Below are 12,530 nucleotides of genomic sequence, written 5' to 3'. Positions count from 1 at the left end.
ACGGGAGATCGCCCCGGCCCGCCCTGTTGTCAACGGGTAGTGGATCGCGCAGGTGACGCGACACACTACGAGTACGTTTCGCGGTTCAGAAGCGTTCGACCGGTCGGTAGACGCCCCAGACACCGCGCAGCGTGTGGCAGACCTCCCCAACGGTGGCACGGAGGCGCAACGCGGCTTTCATCAACGGTAAGACGTTCGCACTTCCGGCGGCGCCCTTCGCCAGATCTGCCAGCGCCGCCTGTACCGCCGGTTCGTCCCGTTCGGCCCGCAGTTTCGCCAGCCGGGCCACCTGGGCCGCCTCGATCGCCGGATCGACCCGCAGCGGCTCGTACTTCTCCTCCGACTCGGCGGCGAACCGGTTGACCCCGACCACCACCCGTTCCCCGCTGTCGATCTCGTTGGCGATCCGGTACGCGGACGTCTCGATCTCGCCCTTCTGGAAACCCTGCTCGATGGCGTCGACCGCCGAGCCGTACTCGAAGACCCGGTCGATCAGGGCGGTCGCCTCGCGCTCCACGGCGTCGGTCAGAGCCTCCACCGCGTACGAGCCGGCGAACGGGTCGACGGTGCCGGTGAGGCCGCTCTCGTAGGCGAGGACCTGCTGGGTGCGCAGGGCCAGCCGCGCCGACTTCTCGGTGGGCAGCGCGATCGCCTCGTCGTACGCGTTCGTGTGCAGCGACTGCGTGCCGCCGGCCACCGCGCCAAGCGCCTGGATCGCCACCCGGATCAGGTTGACCTCGGGCTGCTGCGCGGTGAGCTGCACGCCCGCGGTCTGGGTGTGGAACCGCAGCATCATCGATTTCGGGTCCTTGGCGCCGAAGTCGTCGCGCATGATCCGGGCCCACATCCGGCGCGCCGCCCGGAACTTCGCGATCTCCTCGAGCAGCGTGGTCCGGGCCACGAAGAAGAAGCTCAGCCGGGGCCCGAAGTCGTCGACCGCCAGGCCGGCGGCGATCGCGGCACGCACGTACTCGATGCCGTTGGCCAGGGTGAACGCGATCTCCTGCGCGGGCGTCGCACCGGCCTCGGCCATGTGGTAGCCGGAGATGGAGATGGTGTTCCATTTCGGGATCTCGGCCCGGCAGTAGGCGAATGTGTCCGCCACCAGCCGCAGCGACGGCTTCGGCGGGAAGATGTACGTCCCGCGGGCGATGTACTCCTTCAGGATGTCGTTCTGGATCGTGCCGGAGAGGGCCGTCCCGGGCACCCCGTGCTCCTCGGCGACGAGCTGGTAGAGCAGGAGCAGCACCGAGCCCGGAGCGTTGATCGTCATCGAGGTGGACACCTGGTCCAGCGGGATGCCGTCGAAGAGCCGGCGCATGTCGTCGATCGAGTCGATCGCCACACCGACCTTGCCGACCTCACCGTGCGCGATCGGGTCGTCCGAGTCGTACCCCATCTGGGTGGGCAGGTCGAACGCGACCGAGAGGCCCATCGTCCCGGCCGCCAGCAGCTGGTGGTAGCGGGCGTTGGACTCGGCGGCGGTGCCGAAGCCCGCGTACTGCCGCATGGTCCACGGCCGCTTCGTGTACATCGTCGGGTAGACCCCGCGGGTGTACGGATATTCACCGGGCTGATCGGTTCCGGCGTCCGCAGGCACGTCGCTGGGGCCGTACACCGGCTGGATGGGGAACCCCGACTCTGCATTCACTCGAATGATCCTAAGGCTCGTTCAGGCCGCCCAGAGTGAGGGATTTTGCACTGACTGTTCATACCGATCAACCCTGGGCCACCCTGCGGCTACCCACGGTGGAAGTGTGGTTAACACTCCGCCCGCGACTTTTGTTGAGAGGCCACCAGCGGGCAAGATAGCGGGGTTGGTCGACAGCCCCTATACCCCCTCGGTGGCATCCTCAGTGACTCAGATTCCGACGTGGAGCGGTGGCAACAGCGCTCCCCCCAGCGGACGTGCAGCCCCGGGCACGCTCATCGGCGGGCGGTACACGCTGCGCGCCGCGGTGGGTCACGGCGGCATGGGAACGGTGTGGCGCGCGGCGGACACGCTGCTGCGCCGCGACGTGGCGATCAAGGAGGTCATCCTCCCGCCCGGCCTGGCCCCGAGCGACCGTGACGCGATGTACGAGCGCACCATGCGCGAGGCCCGTGCGGCCGCCGCCCTCCAGCACCCCGCCGTCGTGCAGGTCTACGACGTGGTGCACGAGAACGGCCGCCCGTGGATCGTGATGGAGCTGCTCGACGCCCGCAGCCTCGCCGACATGGTGATCGAGGACGGCCCGGTCTCCCCCCGGGTGGTCGCCAAGATCGGGATAGCCCTGCTCGGCGCCCTCGAGGTGGCCCACGCGCACGGCGTGCTGCACCGCGACGTGAAGCCGGCGAACGTGCTGATCTGCCAGGACGGCCGCTGCGTGCTGACCGACTTCGGCGTCGCCCGGATGCCGACCGACGTGCAGCTGACCACGCCCGGCATGGTGCTGGGCTCACCGCACTTCATCTCGCCGGAGCGGGCCATGGGCCACGACTTCGGCCCGCCCAGCGACCTGTTCTCGCTCGGCGTCACGCTCTACACCGCGATCGAGGGCCGTCCGCCGTTCGACAAGGGCGACCCGATCGAGACCATGCACGCCGTGGTCGAGGACCCGCCCGCTCCGGCGGTGCGGGCCGGCTCGCTGACCCCGGTGCTGATGGGCCTGCTGGAGAAGAACCCGGCGCAGCGGATGGACGTGCTGACCGCCCGGACCATGCTGCGCCAGCAGCTCGCCGGACCGCTGGCCAGCACGAGCCCGCCGCACATGACGACCGACCCGTACTCGGTGGTGTCCGGGCCCCGGCCGGTCAGCCCGGCGCCGGCCGAGACCCAGCAGATCCCGCCGCAGCCCAGCGGCCAGATCGGCGGCCGGGCCATGCTCGCGCCGGGCGAGTCGCTCACCGACCACCTGGCGAAACTGGAGCAGCAGAACTCGCCGGCCGGACGGCGGCGCGTCCCGGAGCCGGAGAACGCGGCCCACTATCCGACCGGTGCCATGCCCGCGCACCAGATCCCGTCCGCCGACCCGACGAGCGTCATCCCGCCGCAGAACCCGTGGAACGCCGCGCCCGCCCCGGGCAGAGTGGTGACCGCCCCGGCGGCGAAGCGCCGGATGGCGCTGGAGAACGTGACGCGGACCGCCCGGGACGTCACCGGCCGGGCGGTCACCACATTCCGGTCCTGGCCGCGCAACAAGCAGCTGGCGGTCGGGGGTGGCGGGCTCGCCGCGGCGCTCGCGCTGATCCTGGTGTTCTCGCTGACCGGCGGTGGCGAGCCGTCGACATCCGCCGCGACCCAGCCGTCCGCGTCCGCCCCGCCCGCCCAGGCCGCGCCCGAGACGCAGGAGTACAACGACCGCGGCATCACGGTGCAGGTGCCGAAGGAGTGGAAGCGCAACGCCTCCGGGAACTGGGTCGACTATGCCGACCCGGCCGACGGCAAGCACAAGGTCCGGATCCTCGTCGAGACCTCCAAGGGCACGCCGACCAGCTTCCTGGGCGTCGCCGAGGACGGTCTGAAGAAGCGTGCGACCAGCTGCCCCAAGCCGTACAACCGGGTCGGGCTGACGAAGGCGACGATCGACGGGCGCTCCGGCGCGGTCCTGGAATACACCTGCGGCGAGGGCGACACCGCCCGGCACGGCCTGTGGGGTGCGATCGTGACGGACGGGAAGGCCTACTCGTTCTACCTGACCGCCCAGGAGAGCCAGTTCGAGCAGAGCAAGCCGATCTTCGACAAGATGCTGGAGACCTACCAACTGGAGCAGTGAGAGCTGCTCGGTTGTGCTATCAAACTCTGATGGCGTCCGAAGTTGATGTTGACCTGACGGCCCGGGCCGAGGCCTGGCTCGCCGATGATCCCGATCCGGCGAGCCGGGCCGAACTGCGCGAGCTGATCGACGGCCTGCCGGCCACGGCGGCCGAACTGCGCGACCGGTTCTCCGGCCCGCTCACCTTCGGCACCGCCGGCCTGCGCGGCCGGCTCCGCGCCGGCCCCAACGGCATGAACCTCGCGGTGGTCACCCAGGCGGCGGCCGGGCTGGTCGCCTGGCTCGCCGCCGAGGGCGGCGAGGGACCGCTGGTGATCGGGTACGACGCCCGGCACGGTTCCCTGGAGTTCGCCGAGCAGACCGCGCGGATCGCCACCGGTGCCGGCCGGCCGGCCCTGCTGATGCCGCGCACGCTGCCCACCCCGGTGCTCGCGTACGCGGTACGCGCCCTCGACGCGGTGGCCGGCGTGATGGTCACCGCCAGTCACAACCCGCCCCAGGACAACGGCTACAAGGTCTACCTGGGCCGGCAGCTCGGCGGACCGGCCGGTGACGGCGCGCAGATCGTGCCGCCGGCCGACGCCGGCATCGAGGCGGCCATCCGGGCCGTCGGCAGCCTCGCGGTGGTCCCGCTGGGCGAGCCGGGCACGCTTCTCGACGAGACGATCTTTGAGGGGTACGTCCGAAGCGCCGCCGGCGTTCTCTCGGAGGGCGGTTCCCGGGCCCTGAGGATCGCGTACACGCCGCTGCACGGGGTGGGTGGGGGTACGGTGGCCGCCGCCTTCGCCGCCGCTGGATTCGCCGTCCCGGCCGTCGTCGGTGACCAGGCCGAGCCGGACCCGGAGTTCCCGACGGTGTCGTTCCCGAACCCGGAGGAGCCGGGTGCGATGGACCGGCTGCTCGCGCTCGCCGACGCGACCGGTGCCGACCTGGCCGTCGCCAACGACCCGGACGCCGACCGGTGCGCGGTGGCCATCCCGGGGCCGGGCGGCAAATGGCGCCCGCTGCGCGGCGACGAGCTCGGCGTGCTGCTGGCCGACCATCTGATCCGGCGCGGCACCACCGGGACGTACGCGACCACGATCGTCTCGTCGTCGCTGCTGGGCCGCCTGTGTGCCGCCCGTGGCGTGCCGTACGCGGAGACCCTGACCGGCTTCAAGTGGATCGTGCGGGCCGCCGAGGAGCTGGCGTTCGGCTACGAGGAGGCGCTCGGCTACTGCGTCGCCCCGGCGCTGGTCCGCGACAAGGACGGCATCACCGCCGCGCTGACCGTGGCCGAGCTCGCGGCCGAGCTGAAGGCGTCCGGTCGCACCCTCGCCGACCGCCTCGACGAGCTGGCGACCGAGTTCGGCGTGCACGCCACCGACCAGCTCTCGGTCCGGGTCGAGGATCTGACCGAGATCGGCCGGGCGATGGGACGGGCCCGGCGGGAGCCACCGGCCACCCTGCTCGGTGCTCCGGTGACCGAGGCGATCGACCTGCTCCCGGAGAACGACGTGCTCACGTTCCGGACCGCGGCGGTGCGCGTGGTGATCCGGCCGTCCGGCACGGAACCCAAGCTCAAGGCGTACCTCGAAGTGGTCGAACCGGTCGCCGAGGACGGGCTGGAAGCGGCCCGGCAGCGCGCCGCGGCCGGGCTGGCCACGCTGCGCACGGAGATCGCCGCGGTGCTGGGCGTCTGAGCGGGGGCTGGTCGCGCTCAGCAACGACAACCCGCCGCGACCAACCTGAGCCGGCGACCCGACCGGCCGCCTGCTCAAGCCCGGCGGTCGCGTCGGGGCCCGGCATGGGCGACTGGCTCGCGCGGGAGCCGAGGGACGGCCCCGATTCGGCGTGACCGCGGAGGCGTACCCCCAAAGGCCGAAAGTGAACAGCTCACCGCGACCCAAAGGCTTCGAGGAGAGCAGCGGCAACTGCTCTCCTCGGACGACCCCGTAGATCAGAGAGGCTTGGGCGCGCCCAGCGCGGCGGTGATCGCCTTGCCCAGGGTGGCCACCACCAGCGCGACGCTCGGCCGCACGATGGAGTCCTCCAGGCTCACGTCGCCGAGGAAGCCGGCGTTGCTGGCGATCTCCTCGAGCCGCTCGTGCGCGCGGATGGCCTCCTCCGGCGGCAGCTTCAGGGCCGGCTCCATCCGGGCCGCGACCAGCAGCGTGACCAGCGCGGCGGTCCGCTCGTCCGGCAGCGAGTCACCGGTGAGCGCGGCCGTCAGCCGCTGCCGGATCTCGGCCTCGTAGGCCGGGTCGGAGGTCGGGTACCGGTGCACGTGGATGACGCCCAGCTGGGTCTCGTCCACGTCCTGCACCACGCCCCGGGCGCACAGGTCCTCCAGGACCCGGATGCGCAGGCGGTGCCGGAGCCGCTGAAGCCACTGCGCGGGGGTGTGCGGCTCGTCCGCCGCCACCTTCTCCAGGACGGCGTCGGCGACCGGGTCGCCGAGCGGAGTGGCATCGACGACCTTGAGGTAGCCGTCGGCCGCGTAGGCGATCCGGTTGGCCAGCGCCAGGTCGATGAGCACGGCCGCGGCCATGCCCAGATCGAGCCCGATGCGGGAGCCGGACGCCTTGCCGGTCTGATCGTCGTACGCGAGGAGGAGGAGTTCCTCGGCGAGCGGAATGGGGGTCATATCTCGCAACGATAGTGGCTCAACGCCCAGCCGCCAGCAGCCAGTCGACCAGCTTCGCAGCTGCTCCCCCTTCGCTACCGGAGCCGTGTGTGGCGGCGAACCCCGCAGCCCGCGCCCGGTGCGCGCCGACGATCGCGGGAATGTCCCGCAACGCGGCCACGACTTCGGCGGAGGTACGCAGCAGCGGCCCGGGGGCCTCCTTCGCCAGGTCCACGTTCAGCCCGGGCGAGGCCTCGAACTCCTCCAGATCCGGCACGTACAGCAGAGCCGGGCGGCCGGTGCCCGCGTAGTCGGCGAGCAGCGCCGAATAGTCGGTGATCAGCATGTCGGTGGCGAGCAGCAGTTCGCCCACCCGGGGATACGCGGTCACGTCCAGGACGCCGGAAACCAGGTCGGCCACGTCGTCGGGCACGCCGGGATGGCGGCGGATCAGCAACCGGTGACCCGGTGGCAACCCGGCAACCACGCCGAGCAGGTCCAGCAGCCGGCCCGGATCGCTGCTGCCGCGCCGGCGCAGGTCCGACGGGCGACGGGTGGGTGCGTACAGCACCAGGCGGGTGTCGGCGGGCAGGCCGAGCCGGTTCAGCACCTGCGTGCGGGCGGCCTCCCGGTCCGTGGCGGCGAGCAGGTCGTTGGCCGGTCGCCCGTACTCCAGGACCGGCCCGTCGAAGCAGAGCTCCCGGCGCAGTACCGGAGTGGCGGTCGGGCTCGGCGATGCCACCGCCGTCCAGATCGCCGCGTCCGACCGCAACTGGTCGACCAGGCTCTGGCCGAGCGGATGGCCGGTGGCGAGGGCGCCGGACCGGGCCACCGGCCAGCCGCCGCCGAGCCGCAGCACCACCTGTCCCGGCGCCGGCCGGAACCAGAGCGGCAGGTTGTCGTTGGCCACCACCCAGCGGCTGGTGGCGAGCGCGGCGTACCAGGCGTCGCTGCCCAGGGCGACCGGCTCGGCCCCGTCCGGCAGCGGCTGGCCGCGGTCGACCGTCCACAGCACCGGCGGCGCGTCCGGCCGGGAGTTCAGCTCGGCCAGTACGGCCGCCGGATCGTCGAAGAAGCGCCGGCCGGGTGCGGCGTCGAGCAGTACGACGTCGCGCAGAGCGGCCCGCCCGGTCTCCGGGAAGTGCCGGGCCAGCAGGCCGGCGTGCTCCTCCGGGGTGGTCTCCGGGACGGTCAGTTCCAGCACCGCGTGCTCGTGCTGGCCCCAGCGCAGCCGGCCCCGTACGCCGTCGACCTCCGGCCCGTCCAGCGGCAGGCCGGGCGTTAGGGTGCCGGCGAGGTCCAGCGGGGCGATCGTGTCGTGGTGCCGCCCGGCCGCCCGGAAGGTCAGGTCCCAGACACCGCCGACCAGGGGCAGCGGGCCGGCCAGCGTCGGCACGGCAGCCGGGTCGACGGCCACCTCCCAGCGGCCGCCCTCGACTCGCAGCGGCAGGCCGAGGTCCTTGCGCCGGCCGCGCAGGCGCAGCAGCAACTCGCCCTCCGCCGGCACCGGGCTGTCGCCGCTGAGCTCCAGGACGCCGTCGTCCCGCCACCGGGCGCCGGTGATCACCGGGCCCTGCGGGCGGGTGCAGACCGAGACCGCGCCGCTCGCGGAGAGGGCGGTGTAGACCTCGTCGGTGCCGTGAGCCGTCCGGATCGGCCGATAACCGTCGGCGGCGAGCAGGCGGGACGGCCGGCCGGTGACCAGCTCGACGAAGAGCCGCTGGGCGTACCGGCCGTCCGCGTGGTTGTCGTCGCGGACGTCCAGCGCGATGCGGTCCAGCGGGAACCGCGCGCTGAACTCGTGACCGTCCCCGGCGATCTCCGCTTCCACAGTGCCGGCGACCACGCCCGGCACCCGGGACATCTGGATCCGCGCCGACTCCGCCGGGCGGCGCAGCCGGCCCACCAGGACCAGGTCGTCGCCCTCACGCCGGCTCGCGGTGAGCCAGCCGTCGGCCTTCACCACCGAGATCCGCAGAGCACCGTTGACCACGGCCGGCAACACGTAGACGCCGGGGGCGACCAGATGACGCGGCATCGGCTCGGCCCAGTTCGGCGGCATCCGCAGCCTGGTCCGCCGGACGTTGAAGCCGTGGGTCATGGCGGCCGAGATCACCCAGTCGCCCTTGGGCCAGCCTTTCCCGGAACGCAGGGAGTCGGGCCGCAGGGTGATGGCGAAGCCGTCCGGATGCGGTCGAGCCCAGAGCGGGATCCGCCGGGTGCCGGCCGGTCCGGAGGCCCAGAACAGCTTGAGGCGGCCCACCCGGCTGCCCGGGTCGGCCGGGGAACGGACCGCGCCGGTCAGCAGGAGCTTGCCGTCCTGCCAGCGCACCGATCGTACGGTCGCTTCCAGGCCACCGGCCTTGACCGCCTTGGCCGGTGACCGGAAGCCGTGGTCGATGAGCTCGATCAGGTCGCTGGTCCGGCCCTCGCGGATCAGCTTCCAGTGCCGGCGGATCTTGACCGGCAGCCGGTCCACCAGCGTCTCGTCGACCTGCTCCAGGTACGCCCGGGCCAGCTCCATGTAGGTCGCCCGGGACTCCGGCGGAGCGGACGGCAGGTATCTGAAGTAGTTGCTGAGCTGATCCTCGATCGACAGTTCCAGGAAGCGTTTCCGCAGCTGGTCCTGACCGCCCTCGGCCAGCTTGCGGGCGGCCAGGTCGATGGAGTGGAACCGGTCCACGATGTTGCGCCGGTCTTTGCCGGTCTGCGTGATGGACAGCGCCGCGCCCTCACGCTGCCGCCAGAAGTAGATCGGCTCGTTCACCACCGCGACCCGCTCGGCCAGCGCGTGCGCCGGGACGGTGACCGGTGCGTCCTCGAAGAGCCGGCCCACCGGGAACTCGAATCCGTGCCGGTCGTAGAAGGCCCGGCGGAACAGCTTGTTCCAGATCGTCCGGTCGGCGAGCAGGCTGTCCGTTGTGGAGACGTGCGCCGCCAGGTCGGTCCGGGTGATGGCGTGCCGGTGCGGGGAGCCCTTGCGGGTACCGCGCGAATTGAGGCGCAGCACCCCACCGGAGGCGAAGTCGGCGCCACCCGCCAGCGCGCCGATCAGCAATTCGTACGCGTGCGCGGCCAGCAGGTCGTCGCTGTCCACAAAGGCGAGGAACTCCCCGGTCGCGACCGGCATGCCGGCGTTGCGGGCCGCGCTGAGGCCGGCGTTCGCCTGGCGGACGAGCTGGAACCGCGGATCCGCCGCGACGAACTCCTCGGCGACCGCGGCCGAGCCGTCCGTCGACCCGTCGTCCACCAGGATCACCTGCAGCTCGCGATAGGTCTGCGCTCGCAGCGAGTCCAGGCAGTCCCGGAGGAACGCTTCGACGTTGTAGACCGGGACGATCACGCTGATCAGTCCCGGCACCAGGTCAGCCATCGATCTTCTCGTTCAGGAACACGCGCCGGACCACCCGCTCGGCGGCATGACCGTCCTCCAGCGAGCAGAACCGCTGCCGGAAGCGGGTCCGCGCCCGCCGGGCCGGTTCGTCGTCGATCGCACCGCTGCGGAAGGCGTCGACCAGCTCGTCGAAGGTCCGCACGAACGTACCGGGGTGCTCGGCCTCCAGGTCGAACGAGACGCCACGGACCGCCTGATAGATCTCCCAGTCCGGCGCGAAGATGATCACGGGCCGGTCCAGGACCGCGTAGTCGAACATCACCGACGAGAAGTCGGTGATCAGCGCGTCGGAGGCGATCGCCAGCGTCTCCACCGACGGGTGGGTGGACACGTCGAGCACCCGCGGGTGCTGTGGTGGGAAGCCCAGCGAGTCGTAGAAGTAGTGGCCGCGCAGGAGGATCCGGGCGTTCGGCCCGAGGGCCTCGGCGAGGGCGTCCACGTCCAGCAACGAGGTGAAGGTGGAGTGCCACTCCCGGTGCGTCGGTGCGTAGAGCACGACCTGTTCACCCGGCTCGATGCCGAGCTCGGCGCGGGCCGCGGCGACGTCCCGGTCGGTGGCCAGGGCGAGCCGGTCGTTGCGCGGGTACCCGGTCTCCAGCGTCTCCCCCTTGATCGGGAACTGCCGGTCCCAGAGCAGGGTGGTGTGCCGGTTGGCCGTGACGCTGAAGTCCCATTTGTCGAGGTTGCGGCGCATCCGCTCGGCGTTGAAGTTCTTCAGCGAAGCCGGGAAGCGGGGCTGGTCGAGGCCCATCGTCTTGAGCGGCGTGCCGTGGTGGGTCTGCACCTGGATCTGGCCCTGGCGCTTCACCACGTACGGCGGGAACGTCGCGTTGTTGATCATGTACTTGGCGCGGGCGAGCGTACGGAAATAGGCCCGCGTGCCCGGAGCGACCGTCGGCACGTCCGCGGGCACCGCCTGCGCGCCGGGCTTGACCACCCAGACCCCGCGCACCTGCGGGACCAGCTCCCGGGCCTTCTCGTAGATGGCGGCCGGGTTGCAGGAGTAACCCCGGTACCAGTACGCCCCGTAGACCGCGAGGTTCTCGTCGATCGGCAGTCGCAGCTGCCAGTGGTAGTACGCCCGCAGGCCGGCCTTGCGCAGCGTGACCCGGCCGGACCGCAGCGCCCGGCGCGGCTTGCGGATCAGCCCGCCGGCGAGCCTGCGGCCGGCACGCAACACCCGATAGGCCGGGTACGAGCCGGCGGCAGGACTCCCGGCCTCGTGCTTGCGGAGCAGCTCGGAGATCCTGTCGAACATCCCGCGCCGGGCTTTAGCCGGCACCTTGTCCAGGATTCTGTACAGCTCACCGGCCGCGTGGTGCACGGCACGACGGCGGACCTCGGGACTGGCCGCGGCCAGCACGGGCAGGCTCAGCGCCCGGTCGTACTGCGTCACCGCGTCCGCGTGCCGGGCGGAACGGCCGGACCGCGACGAGCCCTGCCGGTCCAGCCGGTGGACGTAGCAGGCCGGCTCCACGGTCGCCACGTTGTCGGTCGCGGCGAGCACCGCGTACGCGAACGACACGTCCTCGTACAGCCCGCGCTCGAAGCGGATCCCGGAGTCGACGAGGAACTGCCGGCGCACCAGCAGCGCGCCGACCGGCGGGGCGGCCACGGTCAGCGCCTCGGCACCGGTCCGCGGGCCGGACGGCGTGAGCCAGCGCGAGACCTTGCGGTTCCACCGCTCCCGCGCCACACCGACCACCAGGACGTCGGGTTTCTCCTCGAGGATCCGCGCCTCGATCACCGCGAGCGAGTCCGGGACGATCCGGTCGTCGCCGTCGACGAACCACACGTACTCGCCGGTGGCACGATCCAGGCCGGCGTTGCGCGCGGCACCCGGGCCACCGTTGCTGTCGAGATGGAGCGCGACCAGCCGCGGGTCCGCGGCGGCGCGCTCGTCCAGCAGCTCACCGACGTGGTCGGGTGAGGCGTCGTCGACCGCCACGAGCTCCACCTCGGTGACCCGCTGCTGCCGAAGCACGGAGTCCAGACACTCGGTGAGGTAGCCCTGCACGTTCCACGCGGGCACGATTACGCTCAGAAAGTTCGGCATGTATGGACGCAGACCATCCGTGTGACGTCGTCGAGGAGAGCGCAAGGGTAGCACCGGGCTCCTTGCGACTCGGGGTCGGCGACCAGCGACACTGGCTGCATGAATTCCGAAACCAACCAGCCCTCGGCAGGCGATCGGCCACCGTTCGTGCACCCCTCGGCCGACGTCGAGGAGGGCGCCCAGATCGGCGCCGGCACCAAGATCTGGCACCTCGCGCACGTACGGTCCAGCGCGGTGGTCGGTGACGACTGTGTCATCGGCCGCAACGTCTACCTCGACGCGAACGCCGTGGTCGGCAGCGGCGTCAAGATCCAGAACAACGTCTCGGTGTACCAGGGCGTCACGATCGAGGACGAGGTCTTCGTCGGCCCGTGCGCGGTCTTCACCAACGACCTGCGACCGCGCGCGCAGAACCCGGACTGGACGATCACCCCGACCCTGGTCCGGCGCGGCGCGTCGATCGGGGCCAACGCCACCCTGATCTGCGGCATCGAGGTCGGCGAGTACGCGATGATCGCGGCCGGCTCGGTCGTGACCAAGGATGTGCAGCCGTACCAGCTGGTCGCCGGCAACCCCGCCCGCCCCCGGGGCTGGGTGGACGAGAAGGGCGAGATCGTCAGCCGGGATCCGGAACGCCGCCCCTGAGACACGTCGAGGCCCCCCGGCAACCCCCCCGGGCCGCCCCCGGGGCGAGACTCCCCCCCGGCCCCCCCCCCCGGG

Annotated in this window: 7 protein-coding genes; 3 read left to right on the top strand and 4 right to left on the bottom strand. The window is 71.9% G+C overall.

Features of this window, described 5'->3' with window-relative positions:
• Positions 1-85: 85 nt before the first annotated feature.
• A complete protein-coding gene (locus I4J89_RS09125; RefSeq protein ID WP_196413434.1) occupies positions 86-1,651 on the bottom strand; it encodes an acyl-CoA mutase large subunit family protein in 1,566 nt (521 codons plus the stop codon).
• Positions 1,652-1,856: 205 nt separating this feature from the next.
• Here I4J89_RS09125 and I4J89_RS09120 point away from each other — a divergent pair, with 205 nt between their 5' ends.
• Complete coding sequence (locus I4J89_RS09120; protein ID WP_196413433.1) at positions 1,857-3,755, top strand: serine/threonine-protein kinase; 1,899 nt, start codon at positions 1,857-1,859, stop codon at positions 3,753-3,755.
• A gap of 29 nt (positions 3,756-3,784) precedes the next feature.
• A complete protein-coding gene (locus tag I4J89_RS09115) occupies positions 3,785-5,437 on the top strand; it encodes a phospho-sugar mutase (RefSeq protein WP_196413432.1) in 1,653 nt (550 codons plus the stop codon).
• 257 nt (positions 5,438-5,694) lie between these two features.
• Here the strand turns inward: I4J89_RS09115 and I4J89_RS09110 are convergent, their stop codons facing one another.
• Genes I4J89_RS09110 through I4J89_RS09100 form a run of 3 tightly spaced genes read right to left on the bottom strand, consistent with a single transcriptional unit; the run spans position 5,695 to position 11,810 of the window.
• Positions 5,695-6,381 (bottom strand): GOLPH3/VPS74 family protein, encoded by a 687-nt coding sequence (locus I4J89_RS09110; protein WP_196413431.1) that lies wholly within the window; start codon positions 6,379-6,381, stop codon positions 5,695-5,697.
• A 19-nt stretch (positions 6,382-6,400) separates the two neighbouring features.
• Complete coding sequence (locus I4J89_RS09105; protein ID WP_196413430.1) at positions 6,401-9,733, bottom strand: CDP-glycerol glycerophosphotransferase family protein; 3,333 nt, start codon at positions 9,731-9,733, stop codon at positions 6,401-6,403.
• On the bottom strand, positions 9,726-11,810 hold the full coding sequence (locus tag I4J89_RS09100) for a bifunctional glycosyltransferase/CDP-glycerol:glycerophosphate glycerophosphotransferase (protein WP_196413429.1): 2,085 nt from the start codon (positions 11,808-11,810) through the stop codon (positions 9,726-9,728). Before I4J89_RS09100 ends, I4J89_RS09105 begins: the two co-directional genes overlap by 8 nt.
• Before the next feature lie 99 nt (positions 11,811-11,909).
• Here I4J89_RS09100 and I4J89_RS09095 point away from each other — a divergent pair, with 99 nt between their 5' ends.
• Entirely contained in the window at positions 11,910-12,455 is a 546-nt protein-coding gene (locus I4J89_RS09095) for an acyltransferase (protein WP_196413428.1), read from the top strand.
• Positions 12,456-12,530: the final 75 nt, after the last annotated feature.

The sequence above is a fragment of the Actinoplanes aureus genome, from assembly GCF_015704865.1.
Lineage (GTDB): Bacteria > Actinomycetota > Actinomycetes > Mycobacteriales > Micromonosporaceae > Actinoplanes > Actinoplanes aureus.
This window is presented reverse-complemented; position numbering and strand designations above follow the sequence as displayed.

Coding starts and splice junctions, on each gene's coding strand:
- I4J89_RS09110 (WP_196413431.1), bottom strand. CDS start 6,381: ATGACCCCCATTCCGCTCGCCGAGGAACTCCTCCTCCTCGCGTACGAC.
- I4J89_RS09105 (WP_196413430.1), bottom strand. CDS start 9,733: ATGGCTGACCTGGTGCCGGGACTGATCAGCGTGATCGTCCCGGTCTAC.
- I4J89_RS09095 (WP_196413428.1), top strand. CDS start 11,910: ATGAATTCCGAAACCAACCAGCCCTCGGCAGGCGATCGGCCACCGTTC.
- I4J89_RS09115 (WP_196413432.1), top strand. CDS start 3,785: ATGGCGTCCGAAGTTGATGTTGACCTGACGGCCCGGGCCGAGGCCTGG.
- I4J89_RS09100 (WP_196413429.1), bottom strand. CDS start 11,810: ATGCCGAACTTTCTGAGCGTAATCGTGCCCGCGTGGAACGTGCAGGGC.